This is a genomic window from Cellulosilyticum sp. ST5, assembly GCF_046529625.1.
Lineage (GTDB): Bacteria > Bacillota > Clostridia > Lachnospirales > Cellulosilyticaceae > Cellulosilyticum > Cellulosilyticum lentocellum.
In genome coordinates this window covers 346,556-373,280 of the sequence record NZ_CP132338.1, presented here as the reverse complement: position 1 = coordinate 373,280, position 26,725 = coordinate 346,556, and the positions used below count along the sequence as shown (strand labels likewise).

The 26,725-nt window shown below is 34.6% G+C and carries 16 protein-coding genes; 5 read left to right on the top strand and 11 right to left on the bottom strand.

Going from position 1 to position 26,725, the window contains the following annotated elements:
- Positions 1 to 182 precede the first annotated feature (182 nt).
- The 3 genes from QTL86_RS01720 to QTL86_RS01710 all read right to left on the bottom strand — a co-directional run bounded on the left by QTL86_RS01720 (position 183) and on the right by QTL86_RS01710 (position 8,443).
- Entirely contained in the window at positions 183 to 3,434 is a 3,252-nt protein-coding gene (locus QTL86_RS01720) for a hypothetical protein (RefSeq protein WP_410496311.1), read from the bottom strand.
- A 281-nt stretch (positions 3,435 to 3,715) separates the two neighbouring features.
- The gene (locus tag QTL86_RS01715; protein WP_410497282.1) at positions 3,716 to 6,634 is read right to left on the bottom strand and encodes a DEAD/DEAH box helicase; all 2,919 of its coding nucleotides are present in this window, start codon (positions 6,632 to 6,634) and stop codon (positions 3,716 to 3,718) included.
- A 1,125-nt stretch (positions 6,635 to 7,759) separates the two neighbouring features.
- On the bottom strand, positions 7,760 to 8,443 hold the full coding sequence (locus QTL86_RS01710; protein ID WP_013658008.1) for a redox-sensing transcriptional repressor Rex: 684 nt from the start codon (positions 8,441 to 8,443) through the stop codon (positions 7,760 to 7,762).
- 144 nt (positions 8,444 to 8,587) lie between these two features.
- On the opposite strand from QTL86_RS01710, the gene abc-f reads away from it, so the two are divergent.
- Positions 8,588 to 10,498 (top strand): ribosomal protection-like ABC-F family protein, encoded by a 1,911-nt coding sequence (abc-f, locus tag QTL86_RS01705; RefSeq protein WP_410496310.1) that lies wholly within the window; start codon positions 8,588 to 8,590, stop codon positions 10,496 to 10,498.
- A gap of 67 nt (positions 10,499 to 10,565) precedes the next feature.
- On the opposite strand, the gene QTL86_RS01700 is transcribed toward abc-f, so the two are convergent.
- Both QTL86_RS01700 and QTL86_RS01695 read right to left on the bottom strand, forming a co-directional pair.
- Positions 10,566 to 13,109 (bottom strand): hypothetical protein, encoded by a 2,544-nt coding sequence (locus QTL86_RS01700; RefSeq protein WP_410496309.1) that lies wholly within the window; start codon positions 13,107 to 13,109, stop codon positions 10,566 to 10,568.
- A gap of 93 nt (positions 13,110 to 13,202) precedes the next feature.
- Positions 13,203 to 14,420 carry a hypothetical protein gene (locus QTL86_RS01695; RefSeq protein ID WP_410496308.1) on the bottom strand — a complete coding sequence of 406 codons (1,218 nt, stop codon included), beginning with the start codon at positions 14,418 to 14,420 and terminating at the stop codon, positions 13,203 to 13,205.
- A 401-nt stretch (positions 14,421 to 14,821) separates the two neighbouring features.
- On the opposite strand from QTL86_RS01695, the gene splB reads away from it, so the two are divergent.
- On the top strand, positions 14,822 to 15,844 hold the full coding sequence (splB, locus tag QTL86_RS01690) for a spore photoproduct lyase (RefSeq protein ID WP_013658011.1): 1,023 nt from the start codon (positions 14,822 to 14,824) through the stop codon (positions 15,842 to 15,844).
- 11 nt (positions 15,845 to 15,855) lie between these two features.
- On the opposite strand, the gene QTL86_RS01685 is transcribed toward splB, so the two are convergent.
- Positions 15,856 to 16,782 carry a helix-turn-helix transcriptional regulator gene (locus tag QTL86_RS01685; protein ID WP_013658012.1) on the bottom strand — a complete coding sequence of 309 codons (927 nt, stop codon included), beginning with the start codon at positions 16,780 to 16,782 and terminating at the stop codon, positions 15,856 to 15,858.
- A 216-nt stretch (positions 16,783 to 16,998) separates the two neighbouring features.
- Here QTL86_RS01685 and QTL86_RS01680 point away from each other — a divergent pair, with 216 nt between their 5' ends.
- On the top strand, positions 16,999 to 17,538 hold the full coding sequence (locus QTL86_RS01680) for a hypothetical protein (RefSeq protein ID WP_410496307.1): 540 nt from the start codon (positions 16,999 to 17,001) through the stop codon (positions 17,536 to 17,538).
- A 47-nt stretch (positions 17,539 to 17,585) separates the two neighbouring features.
- On the opposite strand, the gene QTL86_RS01675 is transcribed toward QTL86_RS01680, so the two are convergent.
- Both QTL86_RS01675 and QTL86_RS01670 read right to left on the bottom strand, forming a co-directional pair.
- Positions 17,586 to 18,920, bottom strand: a complete 1,335-nt coding sequence (locus QTL86_RS01675; RefSeq protein WP_410496306.1) for a CoA-disulfide reductase — start codon at positions 18,918 to 18,920, stop codon at positions 17,586 to 17,588.
- Positions 18,921 to 19,212: 292 nt separating this feature from the next.
- Positions 19,213 to 20,673, bottom strand: a complete 1,461-nt coding sequence (locus QTL86_RS01670) for a leucyl aminopeptidase (protein ID WP_410496305.1) — start codon at positions 20,671 to 20,673, stop codon at positions 19,213 to 19,215.
- A 201-nt stretch (positions 20,674 to 20,874) separates the two neighbouring features.
- On the opposite strand from QTL86_RS01670, the gene QTL86_RS01665 reads away from it, so the two are divergent.
- Positions 20,875 to 21,411: a cupin domain-containing protein gene (locus QTL86_RS01665; protein WP_013658016.1), complete on the top strand. Its 537-nt coding sequence runs from the start codon at positions 20,875 to 20,877 to the stop codon at positions 21,409 to 21,411.
- 63 nt (positions 21,412 to 21,474) lie between these two features.
- Here QTL86_RS01665 and QTL86_RS01660 read toward each other — a convergent pair whose 3' ends face one another.
- Together QTL86_RS01660 and fliB are read right to left on the bottom strand one after the other, a co-directional pair.
- Positions 21,475 to 21,717 carry a phage tail protein gene (locus tag QTL86_RS01660; protein ID WP_013658017.1) on the bottom strand — a complete coding sequence of 81 codons (243 nt, stop codon included), beginning with the start codon at positions 21,715 to 21,717 and terminating at the stop codon, positions 21,475 to 21,477.
- Positions 21,718 to 21,965: 248 nt separating this feature from the next.
- The gene (gene fliB, locus QTL86_RS01655) at positions 21,966 to 23,147 is read right to left on the bottom strand and encodes a flagellin lysine-N-methylase (RefSeq protein ID WP_013658018.1); all 1,182 of its coding nucleotides are present in this window, start codon (positions 23,145 to 23,147) and stop codon (positions 21,966 to 21,968) included.
- Between the two features lie 192 nt (positions 23,148 to 23,339).
- Here fliB and QTL86_RS01650 point away from each other — a divergent pair, with 192 nt between their 5' ends.
- Entirely contained in the window at positions 23,340 to 25,424 is a 2,085-nt protein-coding gene (locus tag QTL86_RS01650) for a methyl-accepting chemotaxis protein (RefSeq protein ID WP_127067381.1), read from the top strand.
- Between the two features lie 362 nt (positions 25,425 to 25,786).
- Here QTL86_RS01650 and QTL86_RS01645 read toward each other — a convergent pair whose 3' ends face one another.
- Positions 25,787 to 26,725, bottom strand: a complete 939-nt coding sequence (locus QTL86_RS01645) for an acetyl-CoA carboxylase carboxyltransferase subunit alpha (protein ID WP_013658020.1) — start codon at positions 26,723 to 26,725, stop codon at positions 25,787 to 25,789.

Here is a 26,725-nt window from a genome sequence, read left to right as displayed (position 1 = left end):
CAACTTATATTTATTCCTACGTATTCTATCTGATCAATTTGTTTTTAACTAAAAGTAAAGGGTAACCAATCGCTATTCAAAACTATTATTTTATCTTCTCTGCAAAATGGAGATTTGTTGATTCAACTTGCTTGTGTTTTAATCAGTTATGATAATTCACTTTTACAAAATCTCCTATACGGTTATTCTTTGTAAGTATTCCTTTTGCGTGCAATCATTTTTAATATTGGGGCATCTTCCCTACCTATAGGAATGATAGGATTGTCAGTGGGAAAAATTCCACCATACGCCAAAAGATTATTCTCCTGAACATCACATGCATTACAAATTATTATACTCTTATCTTTTTTTCTGATTGCCAGCTCGCTCATTATCTTCGGTTGCTGAACTTGATTTGGCATAATAGATGGACATAGCCAATAATCAATACCTCTTTGCATCTCATTTTCAAATCGTCTAAGGTTAGTATTATTCTCTGGCGTCATTGTATGGACTCTTGAAGATTGTACAACTATTTTAGGCTTATTGTTCTCTATTCCTTCGAAACTTACAGTTCCAACTATTACTCTATACCAATGGGGATGCGCCTTATCAATTCCTTTTATAATGCATATACTAATCTCATTTTTACTATCAAAAGTTCCAATCTCTTTAATCCACTCTTCAAAAACCGTTTTCCCAGTCTCTTTCGCAAAAACAAATGAAAGAACAGGAGGAATGGAGTGGCTATATGGGTCTGATATAAACATAACACCTTTCCATTCACTAATATTCCATAATGGAATGTTAATAATGGACTGCGTAACAATGTCCTCATTACTAACATTTTCTAAATTCAACTTATCCTTTGAAATATTATAATGTACTTTTTTAGGATTTACTATTTCTTCAACATTCTTAGTATTTTTTATTTCACTATTGCCACATTTGTTAGTACGTTGCATTGTTAAATTTTCATAATCTCTCAAAATTGTATCAAAAGTAAATGTATCCTTCCCAAGTGTTTCCATTCCATAGAACACACTGTTAGCAAAAGTATATGAACGTTCAAAAGCTGCATCATTTTTTATCATCTTCTCTATATTTCTTAAACCAGAACCATTTGGAAACATAATTAATATTATCATTCCTAACAAATCATTGGTAAAATCAGAAAACTTTTTCTGAGCATCTATAGTATTCGAGGCATCATATTCTGAGAAAATTACCCTAATATGATTTGGCCTGTCAGCTACTATTTCTCCTCTAATTAATGACTCATAGCTACTGTCAAAACAGATTTCAATGACTATTTTACCTGTCAATGAAATAAGCTGATTCGTTATACCTGTTCCTAAGAAGCTTTCAATTGTCGCCAAAATTGTTGCACCAATCTCAATTTCTCCATGGTCATAGCAATTCTCAATCTCTACTTCTATGGTACATCCCAACACTTTAGTCTGCATCTTACATGATGATTCTTTTCCATACCATGGAGAATACTTTAACCTCTCAAGTACAGGGTGTTCTTTCCACTTACTTATAAGATCATCAAATGAACCCTTGTTTCCGTTTAATGAGTTTAGAATATCTTCATCATAATATCCCAGTTCGTATTTCATTACCATCGCAGAAAAAACAAGCCCATGCTTTTCTAAATAAAATGGCAATTGTCCCAGTTCTTTTTCAATATCATATTGTGTTCGCAGAATCTGAATAGCAAGGATATAATCAAAATCTTCTTCCTGTCTTTCCCTCTTTTCTATTTCTTGTGGATACAACTTTTCAGCAATCTTTGCTAACAAATCAAATTCTGTAGCATATAGTATATGTCCAAGACGTAGTTCAATATATTTCAGTGAATGTGCACTTAGAAAAAACCAAGGTGATACCTCACCAAATTTCATATATTGGTTTAAGCACAAACAAAAATCAAAATAGTAAAAATTTCTCGCAGCCCATAAAAGTCCTACTTGTTCAAATATTTCCCCCATTTCCATAACCACAGTAATTAAATACTCTTTATCTTTTTGATTGAAAAAACTCATTAGAGTCCGACTAAAATATACCAATGCTTCATACGGTTTTTTCTTTTTCAACGAACGTCCTCTACTTGCGAGCATGAAGGCTGCTTCTGTTTTTTGCTGATGACTACTCATAATAGATACCATATGTTCAAACAACTCATCATAGCGTTTTGCATCTTCAATCATAGGAATTTCCTGAATAATACGTTTTAATGGATATAAATCCAAATCCAAATGACCAAAACTGTCATCCAGTATTTGAATCATCTCATTTACAATGTCATCAATATCCTCTCCAAGCAAAATACGCATTGATTGATATGTCGCCTTTACTTCAATAGCTGAATTGGGTTTTGACTGATCATTAAGATACTTTTTGTATCTTTCCTGGATTTTTTCAGTATGCTCTTTAACCTGAAAATCTACTTCTTCAAAAGCCAATGTATATAAATTTATCCACAAATTAATTAGACGATTAAATACATTTGAATTCTCTTCTAACAAGGCAATATTTTCATATTCCTTGTAATATTCATAGTAAAGCTTTGCATCCGAATACCACCAATATGTAGTCCATGCAGCATCATAATATGCATTTGCCAAATCAATCTTCATGCCATATTCTTTTGAAATTCTGATACTTCTATCAATGCATCCAAGTATCTGGCTCTTTGAAAATTCAAGTTCTCTTCCTAAAACAACAGCCCTTTGAACAAGAAAAACCTTCTCCGACAGTTTTAAATCATTATCTTTTAAGCGATTTTCAATTTCCTGATACTCCTTTTTACGCTTATAGTCTCTTTCTCCAACTTGTATCTCATCATGAAAGCTATCAGATAGCCCAAAGCTTTTTATTACAATCTCAACATTACGATGATTACCAAAAATTTTATCCAAAAGCCAAGTCCTGTCTAGAATTCGAACGTCCATATTGTACTTCTTACGTAATTCATCTTCAATTTCCGCTCTTTTTTTATCCGAAATATACTGATTTGACATAAAGAAAATCTTTGTATATCCCCGATTTTCTTCTTCATTAACCTTTATAATTTTTGCAACATCAGATTTTACTTTAGGTTTCCAGTCCTTTTTGGCACTAATTGCAAATGCCCATCGTTCATAAGCAGCTTTATTTCCTTCTCCGACATACCACAAAATTGCAATTTCTTCTGATACCGGGTATGTTTCACTATCAACCTTACTGTCACCTCCCCCAGTTGGGCCTGTTTGAGGTAATAGATTAGGGCAAATTTCATTTTCTGCAATATGTCTGCAGAAATCTTCAAATTGTTTATCTAAACTTTTGTTTGTTAATGTCTCAAAATAATAATCAAGGAAATCTCTATCCATCTTACCCCTTTTAACAACCTTAGAATCAGAAAACTGTTCTGGATGCATATGTCTATATACCTCTGTTTGCCTACCCATAAAATCACCTTCTCTCCCATAATACAAGTCTATGTAATTAATTTATGAAAAATAAACTCAAAGAAGTATGTTCTAGTTCTACTTTAAACGTCTCACTAATAATTACATACCAAATCATTTTTTTACTTTAAAACATTTTATACATGCTAGAGATATTTATATGGTATTTACTAACTTTATAGGAAGTAATATATAACTTGTTTTTCCGTATTTCTTGCTATCTTGTTATATAATATTAGTATTATGCTTCATAAATCTTCTATTAAACAAAATTCATACTATTACGGCTGACACACAATTTTCAGCTTTCCTCCTGCATTAATTATTATATCTTGTGTGCTTTGTAAATACCAAATTAATTGTGTTACTTGCTCTTTTTGCTTAGTAGAAGATTTAACTCTTTCTATTTCTTTCTTTAATCCCTGTTTTGATAATCCACCTTGCACTATCCATACTTCTTTTTCCCCTTGATATGAAGTATTAATTTTCTTAAATTGTTCAACAAAGTCGTCTATAGTACCATATCTAATTATACCATTATTATCTTCTATTTTAGGAGCTTTAACTAATCTATTTATATTCCATGTAATCTCCCTTCCCTTTTTAGGTGTATGAGTATACTTCCATGTAGTTTTCCACCTTGAAATGTGCTTATCTATATGCTCTAAATCTGACCAATTAGAAGTTATTATGTACTGTATATTTTTTATTGCTTGTCCACATACATCTTGAAAATCTGAAGCACTCAAGGATTTCTTCTTTTGTTTACAATGAATAAAATAACATTTTTCTTTTTCTACAGACAATGCAATAAAATCTGCCATTTCTTCATTTTGATCATCACATACAATATATTTAATATAAGGATAATTTTTTTCTATCTCATTTATAATAACATTAAATGTACTTTGTGGAGGCCATGTTGTTGTTATGGTCTTATCACCCAATTTTTCATCTTTACATGTTGCAAGTTCATCAATTACTTGTATACTTTTCCACATTGACCATTCTTCTGCCTTTGAATAATAGGTTGTAATATTAGGTGAAAAATGTACTTTGTCATTATACATAATATTTTTTTCTCTATAGTATAACCTAAAATTTCCTTTATTAAGGTAAGTTTCTAATAATATATTTTTTTCCTTATTTTCAACCACTTCATAGCGATTTTTAAACGGAGTGTTAACCGATATCTTATTAGTCCTTAGATTTCCTATATTACATATATATGGCTCATGATTAATAATCATAGTAAACTGTTTATTCGAATTAATCTGTATGCAACTACTTTCTAAATAAAATTCTCTACCTGTTTTCCTATCTTTTATATTCTTATCTATCTCTAATAATATAGATGTTGGTAAACTAGTAGGAGGGGCTACTATTTTTGAATATCTATCAAAGTATAAATTACTTCTTGATTTTGTTATCCAAATACCAACAATTTTCCTTGCCCAATCTACATAGTCCATATATGTACCACTTTCTTTATCAGATATTGTTGCTTTAATAGGACTCACATATCGTTTAACTGTTTTCTCTCCCCTCATTACCCCTGAAACATTTCTACAAAAGGACATTCTCTCATTTGTGTTATTAGGCACTGAATTTAACTTAAAACCTGTAATGTCTTGTGTGTGGGGGCCAATTCTTCTCTGCATTGTTTGTGTATACCTAGTATTCTGTATTTCAAATTCATCAGGAATTAATTTATAAAAATCTTCTGCTGCCACTTGTATAATATCTAGCTCTGAAATGGGAACACTAAAATTTGATGTATCCTGATAAAATATGAAATATTTGTTATTCTTTTTCACTTCTAACAAAACCACCATCTGTAAACTTTTATCTTCATAATATTTGAAATCAAAAAATTTACTTGGCATACGCTTTTCATAGCACATTATCCAAAATAAATATTCTCTTTTTCTCTCCTCATAATCTACCTTATATGTAAGGTCTACTTTACCAGTAATTTTATCAGTAATGCGATTCTTTACTTCATTAAATACTGACTTGTCTGTTGTAAATATATTTGCTTTCTTAGGTATCTTGACTTCTTTATAAAAATCTTCTTCGAATAGAAACCTTTCTCTAAAAAAGCCCTCTATATATTCAACGTTTTGATCCTGTGAATCATTTCTTATGTATAACTCCCATTGTTCCAACCATTTTTCATACTCATTCTCCCACAAAAATACTATAGCTTGTTTTTTCTCTTCATTATTTCTCAAAACCCTACCTATCTGTTGTATAAAACTTCTTGAATTATAAAAAGAGTCAAGTATAATCAAGGTGTCTAATTCACAAAAATCTAAGCCTTCTATTAACATATCGCTATGAATAAATACATTATATTGATTTTTGATAGCATATATTTCTTGCCCTTTATTAAACAAATTTGGGCTCTTACTACATTCTGAATGAAATCCAGCAGCTATATTATTAATTTTTTCATTTATTTTCTTTACCATTGTTTCAATAGAATATTTGTTTTCCATTCTAATTAATATTCTTTTGTCTTGTTTATCTACTAAATTAATTATAAAATCAATCAACTCATCTATTGTATTTTTTTCCCTTAATCTAGTGTGCAACTTTTCAAATTTGATATTACATATTGACTTATCATGTAATGCTTCTTGTATTGAATACCTATAAACAAATTGCTCATCTATATTAAATAATGCCTTATCATTTCTATATGGGGTTGCAGTAAATAAAACTTTCTTACACTTAAATTCCTTAATTACTATTGCCCATATTTCTGCTAACTCCCTATGTCCTTCATCAAAAAAGATAGCCTTTGTGCACTGTACTAGTCTACTAAAGCTATTTGTTTTTTTCTCCTTACTAAGAATTAATAACCTTTGAATAGTAATAATCAAAATCTGCATATTTATATGTTCTATATATTCTAATGTATCATCTTCCTTAATTATTTTAATATCTTTTTTATTAGTTATATTATTACAATTTATTTTTTCCCAAAATGCATCTTCTATTTCATATTTAATTTGTTCTGGAAGTATCGCATTCGGAACGATTATCAATATATTCCCCATACTCATATGAGATGCAACTGCAATAACACCTGTTTTCCCTGTTCCTGTAGGCATTTTTATAAGTGCTTGTTTCTGTGAATCAGAACTTAAATATTTCTCAATGGTATCTATAGCATGCCTTTGGTAGTCTCTCACTTTTGCTTTAATATTGCTATACTCATCCAATAATTTATCCCCCTTCTTTACTCTCTTATGCACAAATTCTATTCTTTATAAATACCAATATTTTAATCATTTCTATAATCTCACATAACTGCTTTGTACTTCTAATAATTCATGATACTTTTATTATAACAATTGTATATCCAGTCACCTTCTTACCTAGTAATCTATTCGCTCCTACTATGCCTATCCTAGTTCCACTTTCATATGAACAATAGATATCCTTTTCGTTCTCACTTCTTAAATTCTCTTTTTATTTATTAATATCCTACTTGTTTTCTTCTGTTGAACATCATGAATATAAATAAATATCCATTTCCTACATCCACTTTTTTGTTTTATTAACAATAACTTACCCAACAGTAAACATATAAAAATAGTTATTCCTTTTCTCTTACATATTGTCATTATTTCTCTAAGTTTAATTATCCATATACAGTGCCACAAAGTATTAATAAACCAATTTATTTTATTATAAACACACCCATACAATTTACACAAAAACAACGCGAAATAACCCTCTCCCTCTATAACACTATTCATGCCTATTCTTTTATAGACTTATTGTACTCTTAATAAAATACATATAACAACAAAAAGGGTTCGTCTATTTTCGACATTATCTAAGTTATTCTTTTTATAAAAAGCATCTTTACGCCAGAAAGCTGATGGAAATGAGAGGGATGGCTGTCCTCAAGGGGTGACTTGCGAGTATTTTCAGCAGGCACTTAGCGAATTTTTTTGATGGGTTTTAGGGAGACTGTTTGAGCGCCAGCGAGTTTCGACCGTTCATCAAAAAAATGAGCTTAGTGCCTGCGAAAATACGGAGCGGAACCCCGGAGGGTAGCCATCCCTCTCATTTCTTCCCATTAGCTTCTGATCGCAACTTACTTACAAAAGGAAACGTTCACTTTATCTTTGTTCTCACTTTTTCGCCTTTACTCCCCTGTTACCTAAAGATCTATCTCTTTAAACGCAAAAAAATGCCCATAAGCCTTCTGTTTTCCCAACAAAAGCCTCACAGGCATTTCTTTATTCACTCTTTTATACTGCACCCCACTCAACATCATTCCCAAAGAAATCCATTAAGCCCACATTTTATTCTTCAATTTGCCCTATACTCTCACTCTTATCTTTCTTCTCTCTTTCAACCTCAGCCTCATTAATCTTATAAGCCAAAGTCATTAATGAATGAGAAAGGTGTACATTTTCAACTTGTACTGTATCTGGTACGAATAAATCCACAGGTGAGAAGTTCCATAAGCCTTTTATCCCCCATTTTGCTAAACTCTCAGCTGTCTCTTTTACTCTTGTTTTTGGCATTGTTAAAATAGCAATTTCTACTTCATTTTCTTTTACGAACTGCTCCATTTTGTCAATATCTTGTACTTCTACCCCGTGTATGCTCATACCAATTAGTCTTGGATTAACGTCAAATAAACCGATTAACTTAAAGCCTCTTTTACTAAATGATGTTGAATTAGCAATAGCTTGTCCTAAGTTACCTACGCCTACAATAATCATTTTATAGTTTTGGTGAAGTCCTAATATCTTTCCTATCTCTGTATGCAAGTACTCCACATTGTATCCGTAACCCTGTTGCCCAAAGCCTCCAAAATTGTTAAGGTCTTGACGAATTTGTGATGCGGTCACATTCATCTTCTCACTTAATTCTCTGGAGGAGATTTTGGTTACTCCTTTTTGTAACAATTCTCCCAGATATCTGTAATAACGTGGCAATCTCCGTATTACATTCATAGAAATCTTTCTTTCTTCCGTCACCTTCTCATCTCCTCATATACGCAAACTCATAACCCTAGTATAGCATTTAAGTTTTTTTTTTGTCAATGTAGATTATTGGCCCCTTTTCTTTCAATTTGCGCTTTTATTTGCTAAAATAATAAAAGGCGTTACAAGGAGGATATTATGATTATTTCATGTAGCAATATCAAGAAAACATTTATTGACCGAGAAATCTTAAAAAATATTAGTTTTCATATCGAAGACCATGAGAAAGTAGCTTTAATAGGAAATAATGGTGTAGGTAAAACCACCCTTTTTAAAATTCTAACTAAGGAATTAGAACCAGATGAAGGTACCATTACTTCTACTAAAGACTGCACCATAGGTTACTTAAAACAACATATGGAGTTAGATTCTACAGCTACCGTCTATGAGGAACTCCTACATGTATTTGATGAAGTTATTGCCTTAGAAGAAAAACTTCATGCCATGGAAGCTGAAATCGCTAAGACCGGTTCTTTAGAACTCATTCATAAATATGATGCTGAACGTATGGTATTTGAAAATAGTAAGGGTTATGAATACAAAAGTTTAGTCAAAGGCGTTCTCAAAGGCTTAGGCTTTGATGAAACCATTTATGATAAACCAGTGTCTATTTTATCAGGTGGACAAAAAAACCGTGTCGCTCTAGGTAAGCTCCTACTTCAAGAGCCTAGTTTATTACTCTTAGACGAACCTACCAACCATTTAGACATTGAAGCTATCGAATGGCTAGAAGGCTTTTTACGTAGCTATAAAGGTGCTGTCCTTATTATTTCCCATGACCGTTACTTCTTAGATAAAATCGTCACTAAAGTCGTTCACTTAGAATTTGGACGTAGCTTTGTTTACAACGGTAACTACAGCGACTACATCATCAAAAGTGAAAAAGAATATGAAGTGGCTATGAAACACTTTGAAAAACAGCAAAAGGAAATTGCTCACCAACAAGCGGTTATTGCTAAGCTAAAACAATTTAACAGGGAAAAATCTATTAAACGTGCTCGTAGCCGTGAAAAAGCTTTAGAAAAAGTAGAAGTCATGGATATGCCAATGATTGATAATAAACCTATGCAGCTGGTGCTCACCCCAAGAGTTGTAAGTGGCAATGATGTCTTAAGCATTAGTGAATTAAGTAAAACCTTTGATACCAGCCCGATTTTTAGTCATATGAATATGGAAATCAAAAAAGGGGATAAAGTAGCTCTCGTAGGTCCTAATGGCGTTGGTAAAACCACTGTTTTTCGTATGATTTTAGATCAAATGACTCCTACAACGGGTACCCTAAAATTAGGAAGCAATGTTATTGTAGGCTATTACGATCAAGAACATGCTACCTTAGATACTTCTAACACCATTATGGAAGAAATCCAAGGTACTTTCCCAGAACTTAAAAATGGAGAAATCCGTAATGTACTGGCTGCTTTTCTCTTTACGAATGATGATGTTTTTAAACCCATTAGTAGCTTAAGCGGTGGTGAAAAAGGCCGTGTCGCATTAGCCAAAATCATGCTTTCTAAAGCCAATTTTCTCATCTTAGATGAGCCGACTAACCACTTAGATATTCTTTCAAAGGAAATTCTAGAAAGTGCCATATTAAACTATGAAGGCACTGTCCTTTATGTTTCCCATGACCGTTATTTTATCAATCAAACAGCAAGTAAAATCATTGATATGTCTAAAGACGGCACCATGGAATATTTAGGAGACTATGATTATTATATAGAAAAGAAAAAGGAGCTTGCTGCTTCAGCTACTCAGCAAACCAGCGTTGTTGTAGAAGAAGCTACTGCTGCTACCACTAATAAAGAAGATTGGCAAAAGCAAAAAGAAGAGCAAACCAGAATACGCCGTATTCAAAACCAAATGGCCAAGCTAGAAACAGCTATTAGCGAAGCTGAAGAAAAAATAGCTGATATTGACGCCCAGCTTTGCCTAGAGGAAGTCTACAGTAACTATGATAAAAGCAGATGCTTACTTGAAGAAAAAGAAAAGCTTAACGCAATCATTTCTAAGTACTACGAAGAGTGGGAAAGCTTAAGTGAAGAACTTTAAATAAAAATAGCTGATAAAAGAGAATGTCTTTTATCAGCTATTTTTATTAGGTCTTTTATTTTGTTTATTATTTTAAGTACTCTAGCTGCTTAATATAAGAGGAAGTCTCAATAACTTTGATTACTTCTAAACTATCTTTTAATTTGATAATCTGATTGTCTCCTTCCTTGGTATATGCGAAATAGAAATAGCCTTCATCATCCATTTCTCTTGTATCCGATACATAGTAGTTGATGTATCGGAGGTCATCTTCCATTTGTTGTCTTTGTTTTGTTTTGACATTGACCCGAAACATCACATCTGGCATCTCAGCTCGGTTACTATATTCTGAGTCCGTTGGATAAACAGCATAGTCATTAAAGTAAATCCAGTCCCCTAATTGTCTTGCTGAAATCTCCTTATAATCGTCATACCAAAACATTGGAAATACCTGTGTTAATAGGTGGGATTGCTTTGTTCCTTTATCTAAGCTATAAATCCCATCATATTTAAGCTTATAAATGTAAGAAGCATCTTCACCTATTTTATACCCAGCATCTATCTCAGTAAAATCCTTACGATCTAATTGAAGATTCACATAGCTATGTCGCACTTCTGCATAAGATAAATAAATAAACTTGTCATCTATATTTACCTCTAGATAAGGCTCAAGTCCTGGTTGAACCTTATAAACACTTTTCACTTCATCGGTCTTTAAATCATACTCAAATAGTTCTACAACATTCCTACTCCAATCCGCAACAGTAAAGTATAATTGATCCTCCCTTATAGCTTCTAAACTACTATACACTTTGCCTAACTCATCCCAAACTTCCTCTGTGGCTGTATAAAACTCATTGAAATCAATAAACGCCTTGGCTTCACCTTTTATGTCGCAGCTATAAATGACTGGCTCTACTGGATTACCATCTGCTTCGCCATAAGGATAGGTTTGTAAGCTATATATTATTTTACCTTTATAAGCTTCTACATTTCCTATGTTCTTATGAGGCAGTGCAAAACTCACTTTACCGTCTAGGCTCACTACCTGAACATTTTGATTATCATCTTCGCATAAGAACCATCCTTCTCCTGTTTGGTCATCTTGAAAATAGCGCCAAGTGTTAGCTGTATTTTCTGCTAAGATTTCTAGTGAAGTACCTTGTAAATTTCCTTTATAGAGATTACTCGCTACATTAAAGCAAAGTACCTTTTCTCCATTTACCTCTACAGCACGCCACGTAGAAGTACTATCTAAATCATAAAGTTTAGTAGACTTCTTGCCTTCTTCGTCTATACGATACAAGCCTGTTTCTGTACTATAAAAAACACCTGTTTCTTCATGTAGCTGAGCTTGTAAGTTTAGGTTTGCTTCAGCTGTCGCTACGTTTGTTTTTAACTTCATTTGCTTATTGGTTTTAGGATATAAATGAAGTAGTTGAGTCTCTATCAAATCCATTTTTAAAGTTGTAGTCGTTTTAGTGGCTACATCTAACACCTTTAACTCATTCGTCCAATGCCACTGGTCTGCATAATCTAAATAGTAAATCTGATTATTACTTGCACTTAGTGCTTGCCTACTTGCACTGCCGCCATAATAACTTTGCTCATAGGGTAAACTAGGTGTCACTTCTTTTGTGGTTAAATCATATGCTTTGCTATAGCTCACACTACCATACTCATCAAAAGGCTTACCTATGTAGATCTTATGTTCCTGCAACTGAAGAAGTATTTGGTCCCCCTCATTTTCAAAGGCTACCTCTTCTTTAATGCTTTGTCCTCTTTTGCCACTTACAACCTTATTAACCTTGCAGCTTCTTTCAGCTCCCTTTGTTACAATCTCCGCATAGTATAAAGCATCCTCATAGGCCCCTAATAAAAATCCCTCGTTTGTTAAGCAATTGGCCTGCTTGGTTTCTAAATCCACTTGATTAATCATACTATAGTTATTCCCCATATAGTAGTCACCCATATAGCTACTGGCATAATAAATGGCATCATCTACGACATAAAAATCATAAACATACGCATGGCCTGCCTCACAAACGGCTTCTAGCTCTTTACCATTAGGGCGTATCCTGTAAATAGTATTTTGACTAGCGTCTGTTTCTGGAATACCCAAGATCACATTAAAATACACCCAATCATCTGCAATGCCCAGGGGATTATAACGTAAATAGTACTTATTCGCATCAAACTCCGTTTTAAAATCAAATTCATTTTCTTTACCTACAAGCTTTAGGACTTTGCTACCATCAAGACTTGCTATACTTAATTCGTTAATCACCACGATTGACTTTGAACTTGTATATAAACTGTCCCAATCCTCATTTGTAGAATAAAGAAGCTGATTCTCCGCTGCAAGCCACTGGCTTATACCTTTTACCACCTGTTCTTCCTTCTGGGTAGATAATTGCATACGCATTAAAGGTCCTTCATAGTCTTCTCTAAAATAAAGCCAATCCTCTCCCCTAATGACTTCTTCTTTTATCTCTGTGTCTTTGGTCTTTTCTGATTCTTTAACAGATGTTCCTGCCACTTGCTGCATGGTTTCTTTCTTTTGGCACCCTACTAAACTCCCAAATAAAAGTAATCCCACTAAGGCTATAAGCCCCTTTTTCCCTATTCTCATTTAATACTCTCCCCTTCATCACCAATTTTTAGTTGATGCTTATTGTATAACGCGATAAATACAGAATGACTAGTGAAGAACGATTGATTCATTTTACTGATTATTTTGCACCTGCAGATGTATCAGCTTAGGTTCTATAATCTCTTTTTTAAGGACAGTCTCTGTATTAGTAGATGTATCCACTACTTTTAAATCACTAAGCCAATTCCATTCATTAAGGTACTGTAAGTAATACGTTGCTGTACCCTTTGTACTAATGACCTTTGTACTTGCCCCTCCTCCTGGAAAGCCTTGTTCATCAGGCAAACTTACTCTTGTTTCTTTTTTCTTTAAATCATACACCTCATTATATTTAACAAATTCACCATACCCCTCATTAAAGATTTTATGGCCTATATAAATGTTATGTTCCTGTAAATTAAAATAGAGCGCGTCACTAGTATGATCAATGCTAGTCACTTTCTCTATATAATTTTCTGATTGACCACTTACTATCTTATTAATTTGATAATTATTAACGCCATTATCACCAGTGGTTTCTTCATAATATAACGCTTCCTCATACTTACCTAATACTACCCCTCGCTCAGTTAGGACTTGACTTATTTTTGTTTCTAAGTCTACTTGATATAGGGTAAGGTCATAATTGTCTTGCATATAACCACTGGTAAAATACATAGTCTCGCCTATTACACCAAAGGAATAGACCATGTCATTGCTTTTTAGTTTACAAACCTCTTCTAAATCTTCTCCATTAGAATGCATTCGAAAAATGATGCTTTGACTAGCATCTGTACCAGAAAGTCCTATGGAAACATTAAAATAAACCCAACTGTCTACTACCCCTAAAGGTCCGTATCTCAAATAGCTTTGCCTTCCTTCATATGGCGTAGCTACATCAAGGGTACTTTCCTTACCTGCCAGTAGTTTAGCTTCACTTCCATCTAGATTTGCAATCAGTATTTCATTTATTATGGTAAGAGGCTCTGTACTTGTATCTAAGCTTTCCCAGTCTTCCTGAGTCGTATAAAGTAATTGATCTTCCTCTAAAAGCCACTGACTGATATGATCTGCTACCCTTTCTTCTTTTTGTCTCCCTAATGCCATGCGCACTAAGGTGTTTTTAGTATCTTCTCGAAAATACAACCAGTCCTCCCATTTCACCTCTTCTTCCTCTGGCGCCACATCTTTAGGCTTATGAGAAGATGGCGTATCAACCTGCAAATGCTCATCCTTACTTTGACAACCTATGAAACTGCTTATTATCAGCATACTTATTAGCCATAGAAACCCCACTTTTCTTATCTTCACTTAAAATCCCCCTTCCAAAACACTTTTCTGATTTTTCTATATGTTTGTATCTGATTTTTATTTTACTCATCTACCTCTATTTTTGCAATGCTCCTGCTTCATTGTAGAACTGAAGTATGGCTTGTATATTTTCTTTAAGCTTGATGCTCACACTTTCTGGGACTTGACTTCTATCTTATGAACTACTACTTCTAGGCATTGAAAATCAATTAAAATAGCATTATATATGTTTCCGATAAAGATGCTGCTAGCACATTAAACAGCATTCTTTTTTTGACTGAATGAATAGTATGTATCATCCATTGAGTACTTTTATGTACATAATCATTTTGAAATACATACATATTTAAAGAGATTTGGCCAAAAATATTAGTATTTCATACTTTTAGAAAGGACCTATTATGTTTATTCCCAAACGTGTTATATTCGAGAAAGGTGCCCTTGACTATCCCTTAGGCACTGAGCTTTATAACTATTTTAATGAACAAAGCGGCATTGAACTTTTTCAAGTAGCCACTAATCAAGTGAAACGTCAAATTCCTGGTGATGAGCTTCATAAGCAATATCAGCATGGCAAACAAACCTTAGTGGTTGGTGTGAAAAAAAGTCTTAAGTTCCAAAGCTGTAAGCCTTCTGCTCACTATCAACTTCCACTTGTAAGTGGTTGCATGGGACAATGTGAATACTGCTATCTGAATACGCAACTTGGTGATAAACCTTTTGTTCGGGTCCATGTGAATATAGATGATATTCTTAAACAAGCAGCGCATTATATCCATGAACGTCTACCAGAAATAACGCTTTTTGAAGGTGCTGCTACCTCAGACCCTCTCCCTGTTGAACCTTATACCCATTCACTGGCCAAATGTATTACCTTCTTTGGTCAGGAGGAGCATGCACGTTTCCGTTTTGTTAGTAAATATAATGATATTAAAGGCTTACTAGATCTTCCTCATCATGGTCATACAGAAATTCGGTTTAGTTTAAATACACCAACAATCATCAATGCCTATGAGCATCATACGGCTTCTGCTAAGCTTAGGATTAAAGCTTGTAGTGATTTAGCAGCTAAAGGGTATCCTGTTGGTTTTATCCTTGCTCCAGTTTTTCTTTATCCGAATTGGGAAGAAGAATATCATCAGCTTCTTCTAGAAATCAAGGAAGCTTTTCCTGTAAAACCACTTTACCCTATTATTTTCGAGGTTATTTCTCATCGCTATACCCTAAGAGCTAAGAATCGTATTAATGAAATCTTCCCGGAAAATACCTTACCCATGGTAGAAGATGAAAGGCAATTCAAATATGGTCAGTTTGGTTATGGTAAATATATTTATCCTAAAGATCAGCTTGCAGCTATGAAAACTTTCTTTACGAAAGAATTAGATGCACTTTTTCCCTATAAAGATTTAAAATATATTATTTAATAGCTGCACTATTAACAATAGTGCCTAAGCATAGCTTCTATCTTTTCCTTTAGCCTCACTCTTACACTTTCTGGCGATTTGACTTCTATCTCCTTTCCAAAAGAAAGGAGATAGTTATAAAACCAATCCTCTTCTGGGTACTCTATATAATCTATATTCACCTCAAAATTCCCATCTGCTAGAAGCTTTACCTGCTCTACTTCAAATTCATCATAAATACGATAGGCAAGAGCCTTACTTACCCATAAGGTAATAGCAATACAATCGCCTTGTTCTCCTATTTCTGGCTGCGGCTTCACCTCTCTCATTTTTTCCTCTAGCACTTCCAATAGAAAACTTTCTTCTCCCTGTTCTATTTGCCTAATACGCGTTAGTTTAAAAAGTCTAATGGCTTTTCTAAGTAAACAATACCCTTCTACATACCAGGCTTTTCCTTTAAAAACTAAACGATAAGGCCAGATACACCTTCTTGTTTTTTCGCCTACCCCGCTGTAATAGTCAAAAGCAACGACTTGTCTATGAATAATACTATATCTCAGTACATTAAAGTTATTTTCTACGTTGCCTTGGTCTCCCCAAGGCGTAAAGTCTACTTGGATCCAATGATAATCTTCGCGTCTAAAAAGCTGTCCTAGTTTATTAAGCGCCTGGCTCCTTTCTTTATAACCTGTTGCCCCTAAGCATTGAAGACCAAATAAAATATCATTTTGCTCTGCTTCAGATAAAAAAGTTTTTTCAAGCTTAAAGCCTTCTAATATACTAATACCACCACCATTTCCCTTATTCGTATAAATAGGAATGCCAGCGCTACTTAAAGTATCTAAATCTCTATAAATCGTCCTAGTAGATACTTCAAACTTTTCCGCTAGCCATTTAGCTGTTACTTTTTCTTTATGAAGTAAAATAAAAACAATCTCAAATAACCGTTCGACTTGCATAGGCTCTCCCTCTTCTATATGTCTTCATAGATTTATCTTATGCTAACTTGGCCGTTTTTTCAAATTTTTGTTTTACCCTACTTTTCTTGCTATGAATTTGCTTTCTATCTGTTATTTTCAAAAACCTATGCTACAATAAAAGAAAAGTAAATGCTTGCATCCAGGCTTATTAAAGGTCATGTTGCTTACTAAAAGTCATTACATAATGGAGGACCTATGAGTAAAAAACCTTTTCTTATTTTTTCCCTTATCGCAGTCCTTATCGTAGGAGGACTTTGGCTTTACTGTATGCCAAGCCTTGGAAAAGATACACCTACGCCCACCTCTACCCCTTCTAGCACACTTACGCAGGGGACAACTTTAGAAGAAGCACTAGTAGCTGCCATTGATGAGGTTATGGAGCAAAATCCTGAGTTTAACGATAATGCACGTTATCTAGGCATTGATACTTCTATGCTAACTAGCTTAGATGAAAAGGGAAAAGCAGCTTTATTAACCGCTTTAGAAAAATATAACTTAACCGTCCTTAATGCTCCTTTTGAAAAACTGCAACAAGAGGGTTATATTAAAGATCTCATTTTTACAGAAGGCCTCTTTTTACAAATTGAAGAAGAAGTCGTAAGTGGAAATGAAATCATTCTTTATCCTAGTAAATGGCGCTCTACAACGCTACATATTGGTTGTAGTCAGATGGTGCTCACTCAGTCTGACTCTGGCTGGCATCTAAGTAATATAGGCAATTGGTGGCATATGTAACAAAAGGGAATTGTTCAGTTTAAAACGAACAATTCCCTTTTTACTTTTTATTTAGCTACATTACCTGCAATGTTAATGGCATCCCAAGTACGTGCAAATGGTGGCGCATAGCATAAGTCTAGCATCCCTAATTGCTTGGTGGTAAGCCTTGCATAAATAGCCACAGCTAATACATTGGTACGCTGCACTGCATCTTTCCTTCCCACTACTTGCCCACCTAATAATATCTTGGTATTGGCATCATAAATGAGTTTAATAGATAAATCCTCTTGGCCTGGATAATAATCTGTTTGATTTTTATCAGTAATAAAAACAGTTTTATAATCGAGTCCCATGCTTTCAGCTTCGGCTTCACTTAATCCGGTGCGCCCTGCTTCCATATTCATCAGCTTGATACAGCTAGAACCTAAGGTTCCTTCAAAAACTTCATGATTACCAGCTAAATTTTCGCCCACAATACGCCCTAGTTTATTAGCGCTTGTTGCGAGTGGGATATAAGCTGGTTCTCCTTTTAATAAGTGAGGCACAGTAGCACAATCACCTGCTGCATATACCCCTGGTAGTGAGGTCTTTCCTTCTTGGTCTACCACAATGGCACCGTTACGTAGGCGCTCGATATCTGTGTTGTCTAAGAATGCTGTATTAGGTCTTACGCCTGTTGCTAAAAGCACTAAGTCTACAGGGATCTCTTCATTTTCTGTAACAATGTGGGTGGCATAGCCTTCTCCTCGAAGAGCTGTTACTTTACTGTTTAAATAAAGCGCTACATCATGGGCTTTAAGCTCTGCTTCTAAAAGCTCAGTTACCTCTTGATCAAATACTTCTTTTAAAATACGATCTTCTAACTGAAAAACAGCGACTTCTTTTCCTAATGCTTTAGCAGCTTCTACAGCTTCAAGACCTATAAACCCTGCTCCAATAATGCCCACACGTTTTACTTCTGGCTTTCTTAATGCCTCACGTAATACTTTTCCATCTGACATGGAGCGAAGGGTATGGACATTTTTAAGCTCCAAGTTCTCAATAGGTGGCATAATGCTACTAGCCCCTGTGGCAATCATTAAAGCATCATAACGGTCTTCTTTGATAGTGCCTGTTTGTAAATCTTTTATTTGTAAGGTTTTTGTCTCAGGTATCACCTGGAGCACCTCATGTTCTATATAAAGTTCAATTCCAGACGCTATGAGCTGCTGTGGTGTTCTTGCTAACATTTGTGCTTCATTATCGAAGAATCCTCCTACATAATAAGGCAATCCACAAGCGCCAAATGAAACATGTGGTGACTTTTCATAGACCACTACCTCTGCTTCTTTGTCTAGTCTTCTAAGCTTTGCTGCTGCACTCATACCAGCTGCAATGCCTCCAATTATAATTATTCTCATAGAATACTCCTATTCATTTTCATTGCTTATAGCATATGCGGCATTGATGCTGCTTATACTTCAAGTCTCTCTTGTCCATTATTATAGATTTTACCTATTTTTTCAAGTTAAACCTATTAATATCAATTTTTTGGTAATTATTCTCAAGCTACTTCTATGCCTTTTCCCAAGCTTATAATAAGTAAAGGACTGTTATCTTTTTATAACAGCCCTCTACTCTTTCTTCTATTCTAAGCTAACGCCTTCATTCTGCATCATTCATTCTTTATGCTTAATCATCAATTATTCATTATTAATGATTATGATGACAACCACAAGGCTCTTCTACTAAACGATACAAGGTTCTTACAGGTGCACCAGTACCACCTTTTGTGATATAGCCTTCTGCAGTATCTGCCCAAGCAGTTCCTGCAATATCTAAATGTAACCATGGTAAGTCTTGTACAAACTCACCTACAAATAATCCCGCTGTAATCGTTCCTGCAAATCTACCACCGGTATTTTTAAGGTCCGCTACTGTACTTTTATTCATTTTCGCATATTCTTTATGCGCTGGTAATTGCCAGAATTGCTCTCCAGATTTTTTAGCTGCAGCTTGAAGTACTTCGTAAAAGTCTTGGTTATTAGTTACAACAGCTGTTGTACTTGTTCCTAAAGCCACTAAGGCTGCACCTGTTAAAGTCGCTAGGTCAATGATACGAGTTACTTTTTCTTTTTCAATAGCGTAAGTAATAGCATCTGCTAAAGTTAAACGGCCTTCTGCATCTGTGTTAAGAATTTCAATGGTTTTTCCAGCCATAGAACCAATAATATCTCCTGGTTTATAGCTTCCTCCTGAGATCACGTTTTCACAAGCTGCTACAACAGCAATCACATTCGTTTTTACTTTATTACCTGCAATGGCGCTCATAGCCCCAATAACAGCGGCTGCACCGCCCATGTCACTTTGCATAGTCTTCATAGAATCAGTTGGTTTTAATGAATAACCACCTGTATCATAAGTTAAACCTTTTCCTACAAGCCCTAAAACTTCTTTGCTATCAGCATCACCCATGTATCTCATGACAATCAGTTTTGGCTTACGCTCTGAACTAGCACCTACTGCTAAAAAGGCTTTCATACCAAGTGCTTCGATTTGCTTTTCATCAAAAACTTCCACTTCACACCCTGCAGCTTTACCAACTTCTACTGCTTTCTCTGCTAAAGTTTCAGGATAAAGTACATTAGAAGGCTCATTCACTAAGTCTCTCGCAATGATTACACCTTCTGCAACTTTTAAGCTAGCTGCTAAAACTTCATTAGCACGTTCTACTTTAGCAGCTGGTACACCTACTAAATAGAATTTCATTGGTGCTTCTTCTTCTGTCTTAGTTTTGTACTCATCAAAGCTATAGCTTGCAAGAAGTGCTGCTTCTGTAATGGCTTTGACATTACCACCTACACAAATGTTGTCTGTTACTACTAGCTTAATGCCTACCTCTGTTACTTTTGCAGCCTTTGCTTTTTTTACACCTTCTGCTATAGCTTGACGAAGTCCCTCTGCTGTTAATGCTTCTTTATTCCCCATTCCTACATAAATCATATACTTAACAGTTTCTTTAACGATTGGAAGAACAAATACATCTCCTTCTTTACCTGAAAAAGCTTTACTGCTTTTAAGTGCTTCTAGAGTTTTCTCTTGAATATCATTCTCACTTATAGGTACAATAAGTGCTTGCACCTCATCTAATGTCACATCTTTAATGTTTACCATTTCATTTCTCCTTATCTTTTATTCTATTTATATAAATCAATTTAATCATAATCCTATAGATTACTTCTTAAATATTATACCACAATCTAACTCAACTATAAAGTAAGTCAATGATTTTCTATTAAAACCTTTGTCTTTTCTTCACTTATTATCTTTTTTTACATATACTGTTAATGTAAAATTTTTGAAAGGATTATCAAAATGCCTCATTTTAATCCAACGTATCAACATACTATTCAAAAAAACACTTCTTCACAAGATTATCAAATACCTTATTTAAATGGCCATAAAAAAAGTCGTAATATGCCTAACTCAACTCAAGTCATCAAAGATTATGGACCCTATCCTTTCGTGGTTAACATTGAAAAGGTTACAAAAGCCAATGATACTTTTCGTACAGTTCTATGGACCGGAGACTCTCTGCAGCTTACTTTAATGAGCATTCCTCCTGGAGAATCTATTGGTCTTGAAATCCATAATGATGTGGATCAATTTCTACGTATTGAAGATGGAACAGGGTTAGTCATGATGGGGGACCAGCCTAATCAACTTAATTTTCAGCAAACTGTATCAGCTAGTGATGCTTTTGTTGTACCTGCTGGTACTTGGCATAACCTCCTTAACATTGGTTCAACACCGCTTAAGCTTTACTCTATCTATGCACCTCCTCATCATCCTTTTGGTACTGTTCATCAAACTAAAGCTGATGCGGAAGCTGCTGAGAATCCTAATAAATAATTTCTAAACAAATAAAGAGAGCACTCCTATTGGAAAATACGTAGGAATGCCCTCTTCTCATTTTTATGCTCTTACTGGATAAAGCCCTGTTATTGCAATATAATAAGCCATTCCCGGTAGTGGTTCTGCCCCTCTTAAATCAGGCACTTTAAATGTAGTCCTACCATCTCCCCCATAGGTAATACCTATTAAAGAAAATAAAGCTTGATATTGCATAATATTAAGCGTCTGACCTTCGCACTTCATCCATCCTTCCATGGCAAAGGTAAATGGAAATAATTGAATTTGACTTAAAATTGGATCCATAACATTTCCCCTCTATTCCTGATTATTTTATTAATAGTAAACCTATCCATATACACACATAAATTATACATTAAATTCATTATCTTTATAATATTTTCTTTTTACTTTTATATCTTTTTCTGCATCCGTACCTTATAGATGTATATATACGCCTGAAAAACTGACTTCTTAGCACGTTCTTTACCTCTCATATAATCTCCTATTTATTTTCACTAGCTATTCATTATATTTCTACCCTGCTTCAGCCCTTACATCTTTCCACTACCAACAATAAGGGCTAAAGTTCCCCAATCTAAAATCGGTTCTTCAAAGCTATACGCTAAACATTTTTCAATCTCATCTTGATCATAAGCTATCATTCTAGCAATCATCATAATAGCATCTCTTACCATGCTGTAATCTACCATCCTTTGTTCTTCTGAGACCCACTTAAGGAAAGTTAATTGCTTAATCCCACAGTATTCTAGTATCACCCACTGATACACCATAACCATATCGTCTAACGTCATATGGTCTCTTAAAACATTTGCCCAAATTTCTGCTGCTAAATAGTTTCTTAAAAGCTTTTCAAACCCTTGATACTGCGTTTCAAAGGCTTCATTTTTCTCCAAGAGCCATGTGTCTGAATAATACTCCTCCAGCCTTTCAGCCAAAACACTATAGGCTTCTATATCCTTAGTATACGTTTCATCCTTACGATAAAGCTGAATGCGATCTAAAAACTGTTCATTTCTTTCCCAAAAAGAATCTATGGCCTCTACTTGCATCGTACGCATTTCACTTACTAATGCCTCTAAATAATCTCTCTCTTTATAAGCTTGTACTATTTCTACTGTCAGTTTTTCTTCCTCTAGAAGTTCTAACAAACAGCAATATGCCATTAAAATCCCCTCAGTTAAGGAATAGGCTTCATCTTGAACACGTTCAAGTAGCATTTGGCGTATCTCTTCTAAGACTGAAGTTTCTTGTCTTTCTTTTTCACCTTCTTTAAAATGGATTCCTTTTTCTTCTTTATAAAGCAAATCAATTACAGCTGGACATCCAAAATCTAATGAATATTCTTCCCTTTTACCTACCTTATGTATATGCCTTGGATAGGTTGTGCAGGTTTTTGATAAATAAGCATCACCCAAATTTACTACCACAGCACAAAGTTTATCTTTATTTAAAAAAGGACAAGTCTTATCTCTATTTAGCTCAATGACTTGCTCTGATTCTTCATGTTCAATGCAGTCACATAACATTACTCGTTTTTTCCCTATAGCAATTTTTTCCACTTTAATTCCTATTTCTTCCAAACTAATCTCTCGCCATTTTTCCAAGGTATCTTCATCTACTGTTATTGCCCACTCTTGGCAGCAAGTAAAAGGACACTCTCCTCCTATACAGCGAAATGCATCATAATAGCTTAGTTTAATAATCTGACTCATATATACGCCATCCCATCTCTTTACTCAGTCATCTGTCTTTATACCTATTGATTAGTTTATTACTTGGTTCTATAAATTTCAATAAAAATATAGCAACATACTACATCGTGAAATGAATATCATTATGTTATAATTACTTAATTATTCTAAATAATATATACTTATTTCATAATTATATAGGGGGAAATAGTAGTGAATTCATTAAAACACAAAATTATGTCAATGACCTTGCTCATCACATTGTTTACAGCCATTATTATTGGGGGGCTTAGTATTAGTACTACTACTGATATTACTAATACAGAGGCTAGGAAGTCTATGCAACTTACTAGTCAGCTTAAAAGTACACAACTCAATAGCATCATCTCACGCATTGAGCAATCTGTTGATACGCTTGCACTTACTACAGTTAATAACATTTCAGATACAAAAGCTTTTCAGCAAAATTCGACTTATGTCAAAGAGTATACCGACTCTATGGAAAGAACTATTTTAGATTTCGCCAATAACACCCAAGGTGCACTTTCTGTTTACCTACGTTATAACCCAGAATTTACTGAACCTACTTCGGGTTTGTTTCTAGTTCGTTCTGATGTTAATAGCCAATTTGAGAAGGTAACACCAACTGACTTTAGCACCTACGAACCTACTGATACTGCCCATGTTGGCTGGTACTATACGCCTGTTCAAAATAAAGCTGCTACTTGGTTAGATCCTTATATGAACGCTAATATTAATGTTTATATGGTTTCTTATGTAGTACCTATTTTTAAAGATGGTGTTTCTATTGGTGTGGTAGGTATGGATATTGACTTTAATACGTTCCAGAATATCATTGATGAACTTCAACTTTATGATACAGGTTATGCTTTTCTAACTAATGCAGAAAACACCATTCTCTCGCACAAAAATCTGCCTATGGGTACAAGTCTAAATGATGAACGCTTTGGCAACCTAAATGCCATCTTAAATGATACATCATGTCAAAATACCTCTATACAATATAACTATAATAATCAAACTAAAGATCTATGCTATTCTATTCTAGGAAATGGCATGAAATTAGCTTTAACTGCACCTGTAAAGGAAATTTATTCAAATTCTCTTTCTCTTGGTCTAAAAATTATAAGTGCTGCAGCAATTGCCCTATTATTAGCTCTCTTGCTCAGTATTATTTTTAGCAGAAGGCTTATTAAACCTATTACTATGCTTACTGATATTATTGAAAAGACTTCACAATTTAACTTTAGACATACCACCAATACTAAGCAGCTTTATGCCTTGAAAGATGAAACAGGAACAATGGCACGTGCTGTACATACCATGCGTCAATCACTTAGAACAATTGTTGGTAATATTGATCAAGTGAGTGAAACGATTAACCATAATGTGTCTTCTCTTTGCTCAGTTACAGAAAATATGAATGCCATGTGTATGGATAACTCTGCTACTACCCAACAGTTAGCTGCTGGTATGGAGGAAACCTCTGCTACTACAGATCATATCAGTGAAAGCATCGCCTATATTAATACAAGTACAGCTCAAATTAGTACACTTTCTGCTAATGGAAATGTATTAGCAACTCAAGTAATGGAGCGTGCCAATACACTTTATGATAAAACAGCCTTAGCACGAGAGCAAACACAAAATGTTTACATGACAGTTAAAGATAAAACAAACCTAGCAATGGAAAATGCAAAAGCAGTAGACAAAATCAATGCACTTACTAACGTTATTAATAATATTGCTTCTCAAACAAGTTTACTTGCCCTTAATGCTTCCATTGAGGCTGCTCGCGCTGGTGATGCTGGTAAAGGTTTTGCTATCGTAGCTTCTGAGATTGCAACTTTAGCTACACAAAGCACACAAACTGTTAAAGATATTAATGCCATTATCCAAGAAGTTCATAACGCTGTATCTCATATGTCTGCCTGCTTAGTAGATACTAGTCATTTCTTAGAGAACGTCGTATTAACAGATTATGATAACTTTATGGATGTAGGTAAACAGTATGCAGATGATGCTCATAACTTTCAAGATAATATGTCTCATATCTATAATGCGATTAACGCCTTAGCCCAGACTACAGCACAAATTAATGATGCCATTCAAGGTATTAATGGCACCATTGCAGAATCAAGTTCTGGTGTTATGAATATTGCAGAAAAAACTGGTGATATGGTAAAAGCAACTACCCAAACACAGCAACTTGCTAATACCAATAAGGATTGTATTACTGAGCTTGAAAAGATTGTTAAATCTTTTACCCTTAAGTAACTATTTCTAGCTGGGGATTCTCCCCTTGCAAGCCTATGTAATAGCAAGATAGTTTCCTATTACATAAACAATAAACGCGCTATAAAACTAAGATAATCTTTAGTTTTATAGCGCGTTTTCATTTAGAGTAGCTAACTTGTGAATTTTTTTGATGGATTTTAGACCACGTGTTTGAGGCGTTAGCCGAGTTTGTGGGCGTTCATCAAAAAAATGAACTTAGTGCCTGCGAAAATACGGAGCGGAACACTGAAGGATAGCCGCCCCATCTCATTTCCTTCTCAAACGCTTATTACTCTCTGTATTACTATTCCAAATAGAAAAAGAGCATTGTACTTTAATCCTGTACAATACTCTTTTGACCATTACTGCGTAATAACTCCAAATCTCCTAAACCTCTCATATCGGCTACTTAGCCTCTCTTCTTCACCTTGCTTTTTAAGTTCTGTGAGCTGCGTCATTAAATACTGCTTAAGTGCATCTGCAGCCGCTACGGGATCTAGATTGGCACCTCCCACTGGCTCTAAAATGATGTCATCAATAATGCCATAATTTAAAAGCTCTGGTGCTGTAATCTTCATTTTTTCTGCGGCTTCTTTGGCTCTCGAAGCATCTTTCCAAAGAATACTTGCAAAGCCTTCTGGTGATAAAATCGAATAAATCGTATTTTCTTGCATAAAGACTTTATCAGCTACAGCTAAAGCCAGTGCCCCACCACTTCCGCCTTCGCCTATAATACCTGCAATAACAGGTACCTTTAATCTAGCCATTTCCATAAGATTTCTGGCAATAGCTTCACCTTGGCCTCTTTCCTCAGCTCCAAGTCCACAGTAGGCACCTGGTGTATCAATTAAACAAACAACTGGCCGATTAAACTTCTCAGCTTGTTTCATGAGCCTAAGTGCTTTTCTATAGCCTTCTGGATGAGGCATTCCAAAGTTTCTTGCCATATTTTCTTTAGAGGTATTGCCTTTGCCTTGAACAATCAAGGTCACAGTGTGCTCACCAATTTTTCCAATCCCACCTATAATAGCAGGATCATCTCTAAAGCTTCGATCACCATGACACTCTATAAAATCTGTAGTGATCATTTCTATATAAAAGTTACCTCTAGGTCTATCTAATTTCCTAGCTGATACTACTTTATCCCATGCTTTTTCTTCTGCTGGAAGCTTTTTGCGAAGTTTAGTAGCCAGCTTTTCAAGCCTTGCCATTTCGTCAATTATATCTGGGGTTTGCTCTAAAGTCTTCAGGTGTGTGATAGCACCCTCAATAGCTTCTAAGCGAATCACTATATCTTCCAC